This window comes from Rhodoferax sp. MLSD5-FHT05B10 (assembly GCF_058793415.1).
In genome coordinates, this window is the sequence record NZ_JBXAFT010000002.1 from 355,624 (window position 1) to 371,913 (window position 16,290).

Sequence of the window (16,290 nt, forward strand, 5' to 3'; positions counted from 1 at the left end):
TCCCCATGGCACGAAAAGCTCCCCTTACCCTCCCCGAAGTCAATTTCTCCGATGACGGCCCCGTCCGTCACCTGCACCTGGACAGCATCTGGATCCAGGGCTCCATGTTGGTGGACGCCCCCTTGGTGCTGGTGCATGAGTACGTCCAGCGCATGATGGCCTGGCTGCTGTTTGTGGATCCGGCGACGGTGTCCAAGCGCCAGGCCCTGCAGCTGGGCCTGGGGGCAGCCTCGCTCACCAAGTTCTGCTACAAGGTGATGCACATGAAGACGGCCGCGATCGAACTCAACCCGCAGGTGGTGGCGGCCTGTCGCGGCTGGTTCAAGCTGCCGCAGGACAATGCCCGCCTGCAGGTGGTGCTGGCCGATGCCTCGCAGGAGATTCGGCAACCCCGCTGGCTGGGTGCGGTCGACGCCCTGCAGGTGGACCTGTACGACCAGGAGGCCGCTGGCCCGGTGTTTGACAGCGCCGAGTTCTACGCCGACTGCCGCAAGGTGCTCACGGAAGACGGTTGCATGACGGTGAACCTGTTCGGGCGCACCTCCAGTTTCCAGCGCAGCGTGGACAACATGGTGGCCGCCTTTGGCAAGGAGGCCATCTGGGCCTTCAAGGCCACACGCGAAGGCAACACCGTGGTGCTGGCCCAGCGCACGCCGGTGCGCCCCAGCCGCGCGCTGCTGTTTGAGCGCGCGGATGTTATCCAGCGCCAGTGGGGTCTGCCGGCAGACAAGTGGGTGCGCGTTTTCAAACCGGTGTACCCATGAGCCCACAGCACAAGCACACGGCGCCTGCCAAGGCCGCACACAACGGACCGGTGGACTGGCGCAGCCTGGTGGAGTGGCTGCAGCGCGACGCCATCATTTCCGCCGAGGAGGCCCAGCGCACCGTGGCGCGCTGTTCGCAGGCCGAAAGCGCGCAGCACCCGCTGGTGCGCCTGGCCAGCGTGTCCATGCGCCGGGCCTCGGACAACAAGCCGCTGGACATCGAGTCGCTGACCCAGTGGCTGGCCGGACGGTGCGGGCTGGACTACCTGCGCATCGATCCCCTGAAGGTGGACGTGGGCAAGGTAGCCGACGCCATGGGCGCCGCCTACGCCGAGCGCCACAAGATCCTGCCCGTGGCGGTGACGCCCACCGAGGTGACCGTGGCCACGTCCGAGCCCTTTGTCACCGGCTGGGTGGACGAGGTGGAACGCCAGTCCCGGCGTAGCGTGCGCCGGGTGGTGGCCAGCCCGCAGGAAATCCACCGCTACACCGCCGAGTTCTATGCCCTGGCCAAATCGGTGCGGGCGGCCAGCAAATCCGGCGCCAACAACGGCGCCAGTTTCGAGCAACTGGTGGAGCTGGGCAAGACCAACAAACAGCTCGATGCCAATGACCAGGGCGTGGTGCAGGTGGTGGACTGGTTGTGGCAATACGCCTTTGACCAGCGTGCCAGCGACATCCACATGGAGCCCCGGCGCGAGCAGGGCGTCATTCGCTTTCGCATCGACGGCGTGCTGCACCCGGTGTACCAGATGCCCATGGGCGTGCTCAACGCCATGACGGCGCGCATCAAGCTGCTGGGGCGCATGGACATCATCGAGAAGCGCCGCCCGCAGGACGGTCGCATCAAGACGCGCAACCCGCGTGGCGACGAGATCGAGATGCGCATCTCCACTCTGCCCACCGCGTTTGGCGAAAAGATGGTGATGCGGATTTTCGACCCCGACAACACGGTCAAGGATCTGGATGCCCTGGGCTTCTCCAGCCACGACGCGCAGCGTTGGGAGTCACTGGTCAAGCGGCCCCACGGCATCATTCTGGTGACCGGGCCCACCGGCTCGGGCAAGACCACCACGCTGTACTCCACGCTCAAGCGGGTGGCTACCGAGGAGGTCAACGTCAGCACGGTGGAAGACCCGATTGAAATGATCGAGCCCGCCTTCAACCAGACCCAGGTGCAACCCCAGCTCGACTTCGGTTTCCCGCAAGGGCTGCGCGCCCTGATGCGCCAGGACCCCGACATCATCATGGTGGGCGAGATCCGCGACCTGGAAACCGCCGAGATGGCGGTGCAGGCGGCGCTCACCGGCCACCTCGTGTTCTCCACCCTGCATACCAACGACGCGCCCTCGGCCGTGACGCGGCTGCTGGAGCTGGGCATTCCGTCGTACCTCATCAATGCCACCCTGCTGGGCGTGCTGGCGCAGCGCCTGGTGCGCACCCTGTGCAAGCAGTGCCGGGTGCGCGACGAGGACACCAGCCGCGAAGCCCTGGGCGAACTGATCAAACCCTGGCAGATCAACGGCGGCTACCAACCCTACAAGCCGGTCGGCTGCGTGGACTGCCGCATGACGGGTTTCATGGGGCGCATGGGCCTGTACGAGTTGCTGGTGGTGTCCGAAGGCTTCAAGGCCAAGGTCAGTGGCGACCCGTCCATCGACGCCTTGCGCCGCCAGGCTGTGGCCGACGGCATGCGCCCGCTGCGGCTGGCCGGCGCCCTGCGGGTGGCGGAAGGGCTGACGGTGATGGACGAGGTGTTATCGTCCACGCCACCCATGCACTGATGGGGCAGAGGAGACGCGTGATGAATATAAAAAGTCAGAAGGATTTTTTTTCCGGCCTCATGTTCATGGTGGCCGGCGTGGCCTTTGCCTGGGGCGCCACCGGCTACACCATTGGCACCGGCGCGCGCATGGGCCCCGGCTACTTTCCGCTGGCGCTGGGCATTCTGCTGGCGGTGCTGGGTGGCATCATTACCTTCAAGGCCCTGGTGGTGGAGACAGTGGACGGTGACAAGATCGGCAAGCTGGCCTGGAAGCCCCTGTTCTTCATCATCGCGGCCAACCTGGTGTTCGGCGTCATGGTGGGTGGCCTGCCGAGCATCCATCTGCCGGCCATGGGCCTGATCGCGGGCATCTACGCGCTGACCTTCATTGCCAGCCTGGCCGGGGACGCGTTCAATGCCAAGGAGACGGCCGTGCTGGCCACGGTGCTGGCCGCCATGAGCTATGTGGCGTTTGTCCTGCTGCTCAAGCTGCAGTTTCCGGTCTGGCCCGCTTTCATCGTCGCCTGAGGATCCACCATGGAGCTGTTTCACAACTTGGCGCTCGGTTTCGGCGTGGCGTTCACCGCGCAGAACCTCCTGTACGCGTTTGTCGGCTGTTTCCTGGGCACCGTGATCGGCGTGCTGCCGGGCATTGGCCCGCTGGCCACCATTGCCATGCTGCTGCCGGCAACCTACTCACTGGCGCCGGCGTCGGCGCTGATCATGCTGGCCGGCATCTACTACGGCGCGCAGTACGGTGGCTCCACCACCGCCATCCTGGTCAACCTGCCGGGGGAGTCGTCTTCCGTGGTGACCGTGATCGACGGCTACCAGATGGCGCGCAACGGGCGCGCCGGCCCCGCGCTGGCCGCCGCCGGCCTGGGCTCCTTCTTTGCCGGCTGTGTGGGCACGCTCATCCTGGCGGCCTTTGCGGCGCCCCTGACGGAGCTGGCCTTCCAGTTCGGTCCGGCGGAGTATTTCTCGCTGATGGTGTTGGGCCTGATCGGCGCCGTGGTGCTGGCCTCGGGCTCCTTGCTCAAGGCCATTGCCATGATCGTGCTGGGCCTGCTGCTGGGCATGGTGGGCACCGACGTCAATTCCGGCGTGTCGCGTTTCAGCTTTGACATTCCGGAGCTGACCGACGGCATTGGTTTCATCGTGATTGCCATGGGCGTGTTCGGTTATGGGGAGATCATCACCAATCTGGGAAAGCACGAGAGCGAGCGGGAGGTGTTCACCGCCAACGTCACCGGCCTGTGGCCCACGAAGGAAGATTTCAGGAACATGGTGCCGGCGGTGCTGCGGGGCACGACGCTGGGTTCGGTGCTGGGCATCCTGCCCGGCGGCGGCGCGGTGATGGCGTCGTTTGCCGCCTACACGCTGGAGAAGCGCACCAAGTTGCGCCCGGGTGAAGTGCCGTTTGGCAAGGGCAACATCCGGGGCGTGGCGTCGCCGGAGTCAGCCAACAACGCAGGGGCGCAGACCTCCTTCATTCCCCTGCTGACGCTGGGTATTCCGCCCAACGCCGTGATGGCCCTGATGGTGGGCGCTATGACCATCCACAACATCCAGCCCGGGCCGCAGGTGATGACCAGCAACCCCGAGCTGTTCTGGGGCCTGATTGCCTCCATGTGGATCGGCAACCTCATGCTGGTGGTCCTGAACCTGCCGCTCATCGGCATCTGGATCAAGCTGCTCAGCGCGCCCTACCGCTGGCTGTTCCCGGCCATCGTGCTGTTCTGCGCCATTGGCGTGTACTCCACCAACAACGCCACCTTTGACATCTGGATGGTGGGTATCTTCGGTTTCATCGGCTACCTGCTCATCAAGCTGGGAACCGAGCCGGCCCCGCTGCTGCTGGGCTTCATACTCGGGCCCATGATGGAAGAGTATCTGCGCCGGGCTCTGTTGCTCTCGCGTGGCGACTGGAGCGTGTTTTTGACCCGTCCGCTGTCTGCCGGCCTATTGGCCGCGGCGGCGCTGTTGCTGGTGGTGGTGCTCATGCCATCGGTGAAATCCAAACGAGAGGAAGCCTTTGTTGAGGACTGACATGTTGCAGCAACACCCCCAGCGCGTTGCGCTGCATAACGAAATCCACGCCCGGCCGCCCGAGGCCATGGGCGTGCCGGTGAGCATCTCCCATGTGGTGATGGTGTGCGACGCGGCCCAGCGCGAAGCCAGTTGGGCGCATATCGCCGAGCTCGCCCGCGACCACCACCTGCCCCAGCCCAACGCGGGCTCGACCCATGTACGCATGGACCTGGGCCCCTACCGCGTGCGCTGGGAACTGCATACCGAGTTTGTCACCTGGACCTTCATGCGCCCGCTCAACGTGGAGCACTTCGGCGAGCGCGAGCCCGAGGCCGCGCTGGACGCCGTGCCCCAGCGCTGGTTTGCAGCGCTGCCCGGCCAGTGCCTGGCGAGCATGCACGTGTGGGTGCTGCCCACCAAGGCGTTTGGATCGGGTTCGCTGGTCAAGCATGTGCTGCACGAAGAGACCCTGGTGGCGTCCACCGTGGCCGATGGCTTTGCCGAGGTCTATACCGATTTTGCGGTGCACGCCGACGGCTTTTCGCGCATGGTCCTGCTGGCGGGGGGCATGGCGCCGCGCCGCCTGGGGCGGCTGGTGCAGAGCCTGCTGGAGATCGAAACCTATCGCATGGCGGCCCTGCTGGGCCTGCCCGCGGCGCGTGATGCCTCGCAGGTGCTCGCGTCCGCCGAGCGCGAGCTGGCCGAACTGGCGCAAGCCATCCGCTCGGCCACGCGCGACGACGAGCCCCTGCTGCTGGACCGCCTGACCCGTCTGGCCGGGCAGGTGGAAAGCCAGCACGCCGCCACGCACTCGCGGTTCTCGGCCAGTGCGGCGTATTTCGAGCTGGTGGACAAGCGCATCGTCGACATTGCCGAGTCCCGCCTGGCGAGCATGCAGACCATCCGCGAATTCATGGACCGCCGGCTCTCACCCGCGCGCAGCACCTGTGCCTGGTCGGCGCGGCGCCAGGACGCGCTCTCGCAGCGCGTCTCGCGCATCAGCAACCTGCTGCGCACCCGGGTCGAGATCGAGCAGCAGCAAAGTAGCCAGGCCCTGCTGGCCACCATGAACAGCCGCCAGGACATCCAGATCAAGCTGCAGTCCACGGTGGAGGGGCTGTCCGTGGCCGCCATCACCTACTACATCGTCGGGCTGGTGAGTTACCTGGCCAAGGGCGCCCAGCACTGGGGCTGGCCCTGGAGCCCCGAAATGACCGCCGCCGTGGCCATTCCCGTGGTGGCGACCGGCGTGTGGTGGTCCCTGCGCCGCCTGCACCAGAGCGTGTTCAAGGAGTAGGGCTGGGGCGCCATAGGTTTTGTCAATTTGATTGATTGGATCAATCAAACCACATGACTCCATAGAAGGGCTAGTATTCACCCTGTTCATTTGCAGAACAGCAACTTCACGAGGAAACCAACCATGTCCCTGATCAATACCCAAGTCCAGCCTTTCAAGACCACCGCCTTCGTCAACCGCAGCGGCAAGGGTGAATTCATCGAAGTGACCGAGCAGTCCCTCAAGGGCAAGTGGTCCGTGCTGATCTTCATGCCGGCTGCCTTCACCTTCAACTGCCCCACCGAAATCGAAGACGCAGCCGAGCACTATGCCGAGTTCCAGAAGGCCGGTGCCGAGGTCTACATCGTCACCACCGACACCCACTTCTCGCACAAGGTGTGGCACGAAACCTCCGACGCCGTGGGCAAGGCCAAGTTCCCCCTGGTGGGCGACCCCACCCACACGCTGACCAACGCCTTTGGCGTGCACATTCCGGAAGAAGGCCTGGCCCTGCGCGGCACCTTCATCATCAACCCCGAGCTGACGATCAAGACGCTGGAAATCCATTCCAACGAAATCGCCCGCGACGTGAAGGAAACCGTGCGCAAGCTCAAGGCTGCCCAGTACACCGCCGCCCACCCCGGCCAGGTGTGCCCTGCCAAGTGGAACGAAGGCGCCAAGACCATCACGCCGTCCCTCGACCTGGTCGGCAAGATCTAAGCCTGCCCCGGCCATAGGCGGTGCCTGCTTGCAGGCACCCACAAGCCGGACAGCGTCAGGGCGCCCAGCGCCTTGCCGTCCGGCTTTTTTATGCGCAAAAATGGCTGCCAGCCCGCGTAGAACCTGCGCAGGCAGCTATCAAATCAGTAGTAAAAGGAAACCACCATGCTCGACGATACCCTCAAGGCCCAGTTGGCCGCCTACCTGGAACGCGTGTCCCAGCCCTTCGAGATGGTGGCCTCCCTGGATGACAGCGAAACCAGCCGCGACACCCGCGCGCTGCTGGAAACCATCCAGGGCCTGCGCGCTGACAAGATCAGTGTGCGTTTTGACGGTACCGACGCCCGCAAACCGTCTTTCACGCTGCAGCGTGCAGGCGCCGCCACCAGCCTGCGCTTTGCCGGCCTGCCCCTGGGCCACGAGTTCACCTCGCTGGTGCTGGCCCTGCTGTGGACCGGCGGCCACCCGCCCAAGGTGGAGCAGGACGTCATTGAGCAGATCCAGGCGCTGGACGGTGACTACCACTTCGAGGTCTACATGAGCCTGACCTGCCACAACTGCCCGGACGTGGTGCAGGCGCTTTCGCTCATGGCCATCCTCAACCCCAGAATCAAGACCACGGTGATCGAAGGCGGCGCCTTCCAGCAGGAAGTGACCGAGCGCGAGATCATGGCCGTGCCCATGGTGTTCCTCAATGGCCAGATGTTCAGCTCCGGCCACATGCTGGTGGAAGAAATCGTCGCCAAGCTCGACACCGGCGCCGCCGCCAAAGACGCCGCCAAGCTCAGCGCCAAGGCGCCGTACGACGTGCTCATCGTCGGTGGTGGCCCCGCTGGCGCGGCCGCCGCCGTGTACGCCGCCCGCAAAGGCATCCGCACCGGCGTGGCCGCCGAGCGCTTTGGCGGCCAGGTGAACGATACGCTGGCCATCGAGAACTACATCTCGGTGCTGGAAACCGACGGCCCCAAGTTTGCTGCCGCGCTGGAAGCCCACACCCGCGCCTACGACGTGGACATCATGAACCTGCAGCGGGCCGACAAGCTCATCCCCGCCACGCAACCCGGCGGCCTGACGGAAGTGGTGCTGGCCAACGGCGGCAGCCTCAAGGCCAAGACCGTGATCCTGTCCACCGGCGCGCGCTGGCGCAACGTGAACGTGCCCGGAGAGGCCGAATACAAGAACAAGGGCGTGGCCTACTGCCCGCACTGCGACGGCCCCCTGTTCAAGGGTAAGGACGTGGCCGTGATCGGCGGCGGCAACTCGGGTGTGGAAGCTGCCATCGACCTGGCCGGTGTGGTGCAGCATGTGACCGTGTTCGAGTTCATGCCCGAACTCAAGGCCGACGCCGTGCTGGTGAAGAAGCTGCACAGCCTGCCCAACGTGACGGTGCACACCAACGCCCAGACCCTGGAAATCATCGGACTGGACGGCAAGGTCAACGGCATGCGCTACAAGGACCGCGCCACCGGCCAGGAGCACCTGGTCAACCTGGAAGGCGTGTTCGTGCAGATCGGCCTGGTGCCCAACACCGAGTGGCTCAAGGGCACGGTCGAACTTTCCAAGTTTGGCGAGATTGTGGTGGACGCCAAAGGCCACACCAACGTGCCCGGCGTTTTTGCCGCGGGGGACTGCACCACGGTGCCGTACAAGCAGATCGTGATTGCCGCCGGCGATGGCGCCAAGGCAGCGCTGAGCGCGTTTGACCATTTGATCCGGCACTGATAGCGCGTATGGCGGGGCCTTGCGCTCCGCCCCAATTTCTAAGAAAAACCGGTCTGTAGCCAATGTATTCATTGGTTATATTGCTATATTTTTTGTAGTGACATGGAGTGACGCTGAACACAGCCTTTACCCCATGCGCGCCAACCATTTGGCGCAGGCGGCTATAGTGCATGCAGCCCATTTGCCATGCACCGTGGGTTCATCCACCATGTTTTCACTCGAACACAAGATTCCACCCCCGGTGATAGCACTTCTCTGTGCGGTCGTCGCTTGGCTGGTGGCACGCGCCACGCCTGAACTTGCCTATCTGCTGCCGGCTCGCATCCCGGTCGCGGTGTTGCTGGTCGGGACGGGTCTCGCGCTGGATTTTTCCGGGCTGCTGGCCTTTCGCAAGGCCAAGACCACCTTCAATCCGCTCGCGCCAGACCGGTCAACGGCCATCGTCCAAACCGGGCTGTACCGATTCACCCGCAACCCCATGTACCTCGGCATGGTGATCCAACTGCTCGGCCTTTGCGTGTACCTCGCCAACCCCTGGACGCTCGTGGCCGTGGTGGTCTTTGTGGCCTACATCACGCGCTTTCAGATCATCCCGGAAGAGCGCTTCCTGCGCGCAAAATTCGGGGCACCCTACGTGCAGTACACCCAGTCGGTCAGGCGGTGGCTCTGAGTGTGGTGGGCCTGGCGGGCCAGTATCCGTAGTCTGGCCTTTTCAACAAACGATCACTTGAGCCACTCCAGATGAGAGTACTAATTTCTACGGCAGGCAGTCACGGCGATGTACTGCCATTTGTTGCACTGGGTCGAGAGTTCGCCGCCCGCGGACACGAAGTCATTCTTTATGCAAATCCGTTCTTCCGCAGTTACACAACAGATGCGGCAATCCGCTTCGTACCCATAAGTACGGTCGAGAAATATTCTTCGTTATTTGGCGAACTGGCAGACGGCGACCCAAGCCGTGCTTTCAAGCGTGTAGCAAGGGAATATGCCGAAATCTGCCCTGAATACTATCGGGCCATGAAATCCGATGTTGTTCCTGGCGAAACAATTGCCATCGGAAATTCCTTATTGTTTTCGCCCCGCTTACTGAGAGAAACCGACCATATTCCTTGTGCAACCGTTCACCTGGCACCGTCCGTCTTTCGGTCCGACCTGAGACCGCCACGATTGGTGCCAAACTGGATCAATTCGCATACATCATCTCTGCTGAAACGGACGGCTTGGTGGATGCTCGACAAGATCTTTTATGACCCCAACTTCACGGCGCCACTCAACAGATATCGGGCCGAGCTCGGCCTGCTTAGTGTGGATCGGATATTTCGGTCCTGGATTCACGAGGCAGACTGCGTAGTTGGATTGTTTCCGGACTGGTTCGGCGAGCCCCAAAGCGACTGGCCTGGACACGTGGCTCTGGCCGACTTTCCTTTATATGATCACGGCAATCAGGTTTCCCTCTCGCCACGCCTCGACGAATTTATAAAAGCCGGTCAGCCGCCTGTTGCCTTCTCGGCAGGAACAGCCACCGCCACGGCACATGAGTTCTTCCAAACATCTGTCGAAGCCTCTGAAACTGCGGGGTTACGAGCGATCCTCCTAACGCATTTCCCACAGCAAGTTCCGGCTTCATTGCCCAAAGGTGTGATTCACGTCGACTATGCGCCCTTTGGTGCCTTGTTGCCCAAGCTTGCCGCATTCGTCCACCACGGCGGTATTGGCTCTACTAGCCAAGCATTCCGTGCAGGCGTTCCACAACTTATCCGGCCTGTCGCTTATGACCAGTTTGACAACTCCGACCGCGCGGTGCGCCTCGGTGTGGCGCAAGAGGTTTTGCCAAAGCAGTATGTCCCTCATGTTGTTGCCGATGTGTTAAAGAAACTGACCACTGACAGTTCATTGCATCAGCGCTGCCAGCAGATCGCGATGCGATTCACCAATTGCAATTCAATCGTCACGGCTTGCGACTCAATTTTGAGCCGCCTTTGCGAAGTTGCGCCCAACCCAGTGGTGCAGGGGACCCTGCGCGATACAACCGCGCAGCGCCGGCTGGTTCCACGTCACCGTCCGTAAACGCATACCTTGACGCAGGCGCCAAGGCGCCAAGGCGCCAAGGCGGCAATGCAGTGACAATGCGGCATGCGCGTCCCCAACCATTGGCTTGCCTGAACCCCTGTGCCCCCTCGTATCTACCTCGCCCCCATGGAGGGCCTGCTCGACTGTGTGCTGCGTGACGTCCTGACCCGCGTGGGCGGGGTGGACCGCTGCGTGTCCGAGTTCATCCGCGTCACCCACACGCTGCTGACCGAGCGCACCTTCCTGCGCATCATGCCCGAGCTGCTTCACGGCGGGCGCACGCCGTCGGGCGTGCCGGTGCGGGCGCAGCTGCTGGGCTCCGACCCGATCAGCATGGCCGAGAACGCGGCGCGTCTGGCCGAGCTGGGGCCGCATGGCATCGACCTCAACTTTGGCTGCCCGGCCAAGGTGGTCAACCGCCACGGCGGTGGCGCCATGCTGCTGCAGTACCCCGAGGAGCTGCACGCCATCGTCAGTGCCGTGCGCCGCGCCGTGCCGGCGCATGTGCCGGTGTCGGCCAAGATGCGCCTGGGTTTCAACGACGACACCCGTGCGGTGGAATGCGCCCAGGCCCTGGCCGATGGCGGCGCCGAAGAGCTGGTGGTGCACGCCCGCACCAAGGCCCACGCCTACCGCCCGCCGGCCTACTGGGAGCGGGTGAACGACATCCGCCTGGGCGTTTCCATTCCCGTGGTGGCCAATGGCGAGATCTGGTCGGTGGAGGACGCCCGCCGCTGCCGCCAGGCTTCGGGCTGCGAGCACCTCATGCTGGGGCGCGGCATGGTGGTGGACCCCGGCCTGGCGCTCGCCATCCGTGCGGCCGACGCTGGCACGCGTGACCCGCAACACAGCGAGCCGCTGGTGCCCTGGGACGAGGTGCTGCCCCTGATGGGCGCTTTCTGGGAGCTGGTGGTGGCCCGCCTAGAGCGCCGCCAGCAGGCCGGGCGGCTCAAGCAGTGGCTCAACTTCATGCGCCAGCGCTACCCGCAGGCCGAAGTGGCCTATACCGAGCTGCGCGTCCTGCACGACCCGGCGCTGGTGCGCCAGTGGCTGGAGGCGCACGGCGCGCTGCGTGCGCAGGGTCGCTCTGCGCTATCGAATCAATAGCTGTCTGCGCAGCATGTGCGCTGGCCAGCGCCTTCTTTGATGCTGATTTTGCAGGTTCAGGCGAACAGCGCTTCAAACCCGTTTTCCGGCTCAAAGCGCTTGTTGCGAAACAGCAGACGGGTCGGGCCGGGCAGGGCGCGGGCTGAGACCGAGTGGGCCGGGTCGCCGGGGTAGCACAGCACGCGGGTGCCACCTTCGTCAAAGGTTTCCGGCAGGATGAGGGGCGGCGGGGCGCTGCGGGCGCTGTCCATCACGCTCTGCACGGTGGCGTGGCGGGCCAGATGCGCCAGGCTCATGATCTGGGGCGGGGCCAGCTGGATCTCGCCGTTCCAGTACTGTTCCAGCGCGGTGCGCGGCGGCAGCCACACGCTTTCCGTCAGCTCGTGGTTGTCGTGGCTGGCTTCCTGCTCGGGCGGCACGGTGGTGATGAAAAACCGAGTGTCAAAGCGCTTGGTGGACACCGAGGGCATGCGCGGCGTGATCCAGCGGGACCAGGGCAGCACGTTGCGGGTTTGCAGGCGCACCGCCAGATCGGCCAGCATCTGGTTGAAGGCCGTGGCCTGCTGGTGCTGGAGCGCAGCCCGGGCCACGGCGGCATCCTGCGTGAACAGCACCCGGGACTCTTCAAAGGCCTCGCGCAGCGCCGCCACATACAGCCCCACGGCGGTGGCCACCGGTGTGTCGGGCTCGCCCAGGGCCTGGTGCAGCTGCGCCGGTTCCTGGTCCAGGTGGGTCTGCACGTCCAGCAGGGCGTCGGTTTCGTCGAGCTTGCCGCCCGGAAAAACGTAGGCGCCGCCCATCACGTCCGACAGCCCGTGGCGCTTGACCAGGAACACCTCCAGCCCGCGCGGCGTATCCCGCAGCATGACCACGGTGGAGGCGTGGCGGGGTGGGGCGGTGGGGATTTCGGAATTCAGTTCCATGGCGTTGTCGCTTCGGGTAACAGGAATGGCAAACGCATGCAGTACAGTGCGTTCGGATGTGCAAAGGCTAACAGAAGCCTGGCGCGGGTTTTCTCTCTCTTATTTTCAGGAAACAGATTATGGATATCGAATTCAAGGGGCGCGTGGCCATTGTGACGGGTGCCGGTGGTGGCCTGGGCCGCCAACATGCGTTGGCGCTGGCGGCGCGTGGCGCCAAGGTGCTGGTCAATGACCTGGGCGGAGCCCGTGACGGTTCTGGCGGCTCCATGACCGCGGCACAGGCGGTGGTGGAAGAAATCCGGGCCGCCGGTGGCGAGGCCATTGCCAACGGCGCGTCGGTGACCGACTTCGAAGCCGTGCAGGCCATGGTGCAGCAGGCTGTGGACACCTGGGGCCGCGTGGACATTCTGGTCAACAACGCCGGCATCCTGCGCGACAAGAGTTTTGCCAAGATGGAGCTGGCCGATTTCCGGCTGGTGGTGGACGTGCACCTCATGGGCGCCGTGCACTGCACCAAGGCCGTATGGCCGCACATGGTGGAACAGAAGTACGGCCGCATCCTGATGACGACGTCGTCCTCCGGCCTGTACGGCAACTTCGGCCAGTCCAACTACGGTGCCGCCAAGATGGCGCTGGTGGGCCTGATGCAGACGCTGTCGCTGGAAGGCGCCAAGCATGACATCCGCGTGAACTGTCTGGCCCCCACGGCCGCCACCCGCATGACCGAAGACCTGATGCCGCCCGCTGTGCTGGCCGCACTCAAGCCCGAAGCCGTGGTGCCCGCCATGCTGGTGCTGGTGGCCGAGAGCGCGCCCACCCGCACCACCCTGTGCGCGGGCGCCGGCAGCGTGGAGGCGGCGCACATCACCCTGACGCAAGGCGCCTGGATCGGGATCGACGGCCAGTCACCCGAGCGGCTGGCCGAGCAGTTGGCGCAGGTGACGCAGCGCGCAGACGACATGGTGCCGCAAAGCGGTGCCGCGCAAGGGTCCCACGAAATCACACGGGCCACGGCGCACCTCGGCGCGGCCTGAGGCGCTGCGCAGGACACCCCCACGGCCGGCGGGAAATGCCGGCCTGTGTTACCTTTGCCTTAACCAAAAAAAAGTTGAAGGGCCACAGCCATGGATAGTTTGAGAGGGGCCCTGGGCTCCTTGACGCCCCAGCGTCTTCAGGGCATACGCCGCGGTATCGAAAAGGAAAGCCTGCGTGCGCTGGCCGACGGCGCGCTGGCCATGACGCCCCATCCGGCTGCACTGGGGTCGGCGCTCACACACCCCCATATCACCACCGATTTCTGCGAGTCTCAGGTGGAGCTCATCACCGGCGCGCATGCCAGTGTGCAGGCGTGCGTGGACGAGCTCACGCAGGTGCAGCGCTTTACCACCAGCGCCCTGGGCGACGAGATGCTGTGGGTGTCCAGCATGCCCTGCGGGCTGCCGCAGGACGATGCCATTCCCATCGGGCAGTACGGCAGTTCCAACGTCGGGCGTACCAAGAGCGTGTACCGCACGGGGCTGGGCTACCGTTATGGTCGGCGCATGCAGACCATTTCGGGCATCCACTACAACTGGTCGCTGCCCGGGGTGTCCAGCGAAGCCTATTTCGGGCTCATCCGCAATTTCCGTCGCCACGCCTTCCTGCTGCTGTACCTGTTCGGCGCGTCACCCGCGGTGTGCTCGTCGTTCGTGGCCGGGCGCACGCACCTGCTGGAGGCGCTCAATGCGCACACCATGTACCGGCCCTACGCCACTTCGCTGCGCATGGGCCGCCTGGGCTACCAGAGTGACGCGCAGGCCTCGCTGGCCGTGAGCTACAACAGCCTGCAGGGCTACGGCGACTCCCTGCAGGACGCACTGACACGCCCCTATGCGCCGTACGAGGCCATTGGCGTGCGCGGCCCCGATGGCGCGTACCGCCAGCTGGGCACCAGCCTGCTGCAGATCGAGAACGAGTTCTACGGCACCATCCGCCCCAAGCGGGTCATCTTTCCGGGGGAGCGGCCCCTGCACGCCCTGCGCGAGCGGGGCGTGGAGTATGTGGAGGTGCGCCTCATGGATCTGGACCCGTTTGAGCCGGTGGGCATCAACGCCCAGACCATGCGGTTCCTGGACGTGTTCCTGCTGCACTGCCTGCTCACGGACAGCCCACCCGACACCCCGCAGGAAATTGCCGCCCTGGGGCGCAACCAGCACAACGTGGCCGAGCGCGGGCGCGAGCCGGGCCTGCAACTGGAGTGCGGTGACGGCACCGTGGCGCTGACCACCTGGGGCCTGGACCTGGTCCGGCAACTGGCGCCGATTGCCCAGGCCATGGACGCCGTCCATGGGGGCGCCGACCACATGGCGGCCGTGCAGGCGGCCGAGCAGGCCTTGCACCACCCCGACGTGCTGCCGTCGGCGCGGGTGCTGCGTGCGGTGACCGAGCGCTTTGACGGTTCGTTCGTGGCTTTTGCCAAGGCGCAGTCCGCGCACACCAAACAGGTCATGCTGGACGTGCCGCTGGCACCGGCCGTGCGCCGCCAGTTTGAGGAGGCGTCGCAGGCGTCCTGGGACGACCAGCGCCGCATCGAGGCGGCCGACACCATGCCCTTCGATATCTACCTGCAGGAGTACCTGTCGCCCAAACGCCTGGTCGCGGAAAAGCAGGGCGGACCTGAGAATTCGCAAGCCTGACGGCGGCGGATTTCTTGCGCGCGGCGCTTCAAGGCACTAAAGTAAAACTGCATATCGATGCAGGACGGCGTCGTGGTGGCGCCGTTGCAACTTCAGGCAAAGGAGCGTACGCATGAGTTCATTGATTCGACGCGGCAATCTGCTGGACGAATTTTTCCGCGATGTGGCCCCCGGCTTTTACGTCAAGCCCCTGCACGGAGACCCCTTGCCCGGGCCGGAGCAGATCAAGATCGATGTGAAGGAAACCGACCAGGCCTACACCGTGCATGCCGAGGTGCCGGGCGTGGCCAAGGAAGACATCCACGTTTCGCTGGATGGCAACATGGTCACCCTGCAGGCCGAAGTCAAGCAGCAGGATTTGCAGACCAAGGACGAGAAAGTGCTGCGCAGCGAGCGCTATTTCGGCTCGGTGGCCCGCAGCTTCCAGCTGCCGCAGGACATCGACCAGTCCCTGGCGAAAGCCAAATACGAAAACGGCGTGCTGACGCTGACCTTGCCCAAGAAAACCGGTGGCAACGCCCAGCGTCTGGCCATTGACTGACGGTTAACGCGCCGCCTTCTTGGCTGGCGCGCGCTTGGCCGCGGTTTTGGCGGCCGTCTTGGCCTTGGGCTTCTTGCCCGCAATCTTGCCGGCCAGCGCGCCGGTCTGCGCCTCCAGCTTGGCGGCCACCTTGGTCACGGCCTGGGCGGCCGGCACGGCGGCCACGGCCAGTGTGTTCAGGGCGGTCACGCCGGTGGCCTTTTCAAAGCGGCCGGCGTTGGCGGCGACCTGAGTCAGGCCCAGGCCGGCCAGTTCCACCGCCTTGTCCACCACGCTGTCGGCGCTGTCGGTCGTCAGCGCAACACCCTTGGCGTAGTAGCCGGTCAGCTTCTGCTGCGCGGCCACGGCGTTGTCCCGCGCTTCGGCGCTGAGGCGGTTGCCGGCCTTGCCAACGGCGCTGGCCCAGCGCTGGTCCATGAAGCCGATCGCGCGCTGGTTGCCCACGCGGTACGCGTGGATGACGTTCTTGGCGGTCTTGCCATACGATGCAATCAGGTCGCTGGTCACGGTGGAAAGGGTCTGGTTGGCCATGAGGATCTCCGGGTAAATAGAATGGGGAAGGGAACTGGGGCGGATTCTCCCGGCTCACCCTAGTGGAGACACCTTAAATTCCCGCTATTTCCTAGAGCGGCCTGTCTAGGCCGGGTGTAGCGCGCAAACTGCCCGACAATCCGGTGCACGCAAACCCCATCCATT

15 protein-coding genes are annotated in these 16,290 nt (G+C 64.7%); 13 read left to right on the forward strand and 2 right to left on the reverse strand.

The genetic code is table 11. The annotated features are described in order from the left end of the window. The first annotated feature begins 5 nt into the window (after nt 1–5). The 10 genes from AC1Q5W_RS04320 to AC1Q5W_RS04365 all read left to right on the forward strand — a co-directional run bounded on the left by AC1Q5W_RS04320 (nt 6) and on the right by AC1Q5W_RS04365 (nt 11,455). A complete protein-coding gene (locus tag AC1Q5W_RS04320) occupies nt 6–764 on the forward strand; it encodes a class I SAM-dependent methyltransferase (protein ID WP_492643687.1) in 759 nt (252 codons plus the stop codon). Then, nucleotides 761–2,548, forward strand: coding sequence for a type IV pilus assembly ATPase TfpB (gene tfpB, locus AC1Q5W_RS04325; RefSeq protein WP_492643686.1), 1,788 nt, complete (start codon nt 761–763; stop codon nt 2,546–2,548). Before AC1Q5W_RS04320 ends, tfpB begins: the two co-directional genes overlap by 4 nt. 20 nt (nt 2,549–2,568) lie before the next feature. Then, the gene (locus AC1Q5W_RS04330) at nt 2,569–3,057 is read left to right on the forward strand and encodes a tripartite tricarboxylate transporter TctB family protein (protein ID WP_492643685.1); all 489 of its coding nucleotides are present in this window, start codon (nt 2,569–2,571) and stop codon (nt 3,055–3,057) included. A 9-nt stretch (nt 3,058–3,066) separates the two neighbouring features. Beyond that, nucleotides 3,067–4,578: a tripartite tricarboxylate transporter permease gene (locus AC1Q5W_RS04335; protein WP_492643684.1), complete on the forward strand. Its 1,512-nt coding sequence runs from the start codon at nt 3,067–3,069 to the stop codon at nt 4,576–4,578. A gap of 1 nt (nt 4,579) precedes the next feature. Further along, entirely contained in the window at nt 4,580–5,857 is a 1,278-nt protein-coding gene (locus AC1Q5W_RS04340; protein ID WP_492643683.1) for a DUF3422 family protein, read from the forward strand. Between the two features lie 123 nt (nt 5,858–5,980). Next, entirely contained in the window at nt 5,981–6,556 is a 576-nt protein-coding gene (gene ahpC / locus AC1Q5W_RS04345) for an alkyl hydroperoxide reductase subunit C (protein WP_492643682.1), read from the forward strand. 165 nt (nt 6,557–6,721) lie between these two features. Further along, nucleotides 6,722–8,278, forward strand: coding sequence for an alkyl hydroperoxide reductase subunit F (gene ahpF / locus AC1Q5W_RS04350; protein WP_492643681.1), 1,557 nt, complete (start codon nt 6,722–6,724; stop codon nt 8,276–8,278). A gap of 208 nt (nt 8,279–8,486) precedes the next feature. Next, nucleotides 8,487–8,948 carry a methyltransferase family protein gene (locus AC1Q5W_RS04355; RefSeq protein WP_492643680.1) on the forward strand — a complete coding sequence of 154 codons (462 nt, stop codon included), beginning with the start codon at nt 8,487–8,489 and terminating at the stop codon, nt 8,946–8,948. Nucleotides 8,949–9,019: 71 nt separating this feature from the next. Beyond that, entirely contained in the window at nt 9,020–10,345 is a 1,326-nt protein-coding gene (locus AC1Q5W_RS04360; protein ID WP_492643679.1) for a glycosyltransferase, read from the forward strand. A gap of 129 nt (nt 10,346–10,474) precedes the next feature. Further along, a complete protein-coding gene (locus tag AC1Q5W_RS04365) occupies nt 10,475–11,455 on the forward strand; it encodes a tRNA dihydrouridine synthase (RefSeq protein ID WP_492646115.1) in 981 nt (326 codons plus the stop codon). Between the two features lie 56 nt (nt 11,456–11,511). On the opposite strand, the gene AC1Q5W_RS04370 is transcribed toward AC1Q5W_RS04365, so the two are convergent. Beyond that, entirely contained in the window at nt 11,512–12,378 is an 867-nt protein-coding gene (locus AC1Q5W_RS04370; protein WP_492643678.1) for an NUDIX hydrolase, read from the reverse strand. Nucleotides 12,379–12,497: 119 nt separating this feature from the next. On the opposite strand from AC1Q5W_RS04370, the gene AC1Q5W_RS04375 reads away from it, so the two are divergent. From AC1Q5W_RS04375 to AC1Q5W_RS04385, 3 genes are all read left to right on the forward strand, one after another. Continuing rightward, nucleotides 12,498–13,412 (forward strand): SDR family oxidoreductase, encoded by a 915-nt coding sequence (locus AC1Q5W_RS04375; protein WP_492643677.1) that lies wholly within the window; start codon nt 12,498–12,500, stop codon nt 13,410–13,412. Nucleotides 13,413–13,502: 90 nt separating this feature from the next. Next, the gene (gene gshA, locus AC1Q5W_RS04380; RefSeq protein WP_492643676.1) at nt 13,503–15,053 is read left to right on the forward strand and encodes a glutamate--cysteine ligase; all 1,551 of its coding nucleotides are present in this window, start codon (nt 13,503–13,505) and stop codon (nt 15,051–15,053) included. A gap of 112 nt (nt 15,054–15,165) precedes the next feature. Beyond that, on the forward strand, nt 15,166–15,594 hold the full coding sequence (locus AC1Q5W_RS04385) for an Hsp20/alpha crystallin family protein (protein WP_492643675.1): 429 nt from the start codon (nt 15,166–15,168) through the stop codon (nt 15,592–15,594). Nucleotides 15,595–15,597: 3 nt separating this feature from the next. Here the strand turns inward: AC1Q5W_RS04385 and AC1Q5W_RS04390 are convergent, their stop codons facing one another. Further along, the gene (locus AC1Q5W_RS04390; protein WP_492643674.1) at nt 15,598–16,125 is read right to left on the reverse strand and encodes a hypothetical protein; all 528 of its coding nucleotides are present in this window, start codon (nt 16,123–16,125) and stop codon (nt 15,598–15,600) included. Nucleotides 16,126–16,290 lie beyond the last annotated feature (165 nt).

Bases quoted from the DNA above. Each gene is read 5' to 3' on its own strand.
- AC1Q5W_RS04320 (WP_492643687.1), top strand. From the start codon at position 6: ATGGCACGAAAAGCTCCCCTTACCCTCCCCGAAGTCAATTTCTCCGAT.
- tfpB (WP_492643686.1), top strand. From the start codon at position 761: ATGAGCCCACAGCACAAGCACACGGCGCCTGCCAAGGCCGCACACAAC.
- AC1Q5W_RS04330 (WP_492643685.1), top strand. From the start codon at position 2,569: ATGAATATAAAAAGTCAGAAGGATTTTTTTTCCGGCCTCATGTTCATG.
- AC1Q5W_RS04335 (WP_492643684.1), top strand. From the start codon at position 3,067: ATGGAGCTGTTTCACAACTTGGCGCTCGGTTTCGGCGTGGCGTTCACC.
- AC1Q5W_RS04340 (WP_492643683.1), top strand. From the start codon at position 4,580: ATGTTGCAGCAACACCCCCAGCGCGTTGCGCTGCATAACGAAATCCAC.
- ahpC (WP_492643682.1), top strand. From the start codon at position 5,981: ATGTCCCTGATCAATACCCAAGTCCAGCCTTTCAAGACCACCGCCTTC.
- ahpF (WP_492643681.1), top strand. From the start codon at position 6,722: ATGCTCGACGATACCCTCAAGGCCCAGTTGGCCGCCTACCTGGAACGC.
- AC1Q5W_RS04355 (WP_492643680.1), top strand. From the start codon at position 8,487: ATGTTTTCACTCGAACACAAGATTCCACCCCCGGTGATAGCACTTCTC.
- AC1Q5W_RS04360 (WP_492643679.1), top strand. From the start codon at position 9,020: ATGAGAGTACTAATTTCTACGGCAGGCAGTCACGGCGATGTACTGCCA.
- AC1Q5W_RS04365 (WP_492646115.1), top strand. From the start codon at position 10,475: ATGGAGGGCCTGCTCGACTGTGTGCTGCGTGACGTCCTGACCCGCGTG.
- AC1Q5W_RS04370 (WP_492643678.1), bottom strand. From the start codon at position 12,378: ATGGAACTGAATTCCGAAATCCCCACCGCCCCACCCCGCCACGCCTCC.
- AC1Q5W_RS04375 (WP_492643677.1), top strand. From the start codon at position 12,498: ATGGATATCGAATTCAAGGGGCGCGTGGCCATTGTGACGGGTGCCGGT.
- gshA (WP_492643676.1), top strand. From the start codon at position 13,503: ATGGATAGTTTGAGAGGGGCCCTGGGCTCCTTGACGCCCCAGCGTCTT.
- AC1Q5W_RS04385 (WP_492643675.1), top strand. From the start codon at position 15,166: ATGAGTTCATTGATTCGACGCGGCAATCTGCTGGACGAATTTTTCCGC.
- AC1Q5W_RS04390 (WP_492643674.1), bottom strand. From the start codon at position 16,125: ATGGCCAACCAGACCCTTTCCACCGTGACCAGCGACCTGATTGCATCG.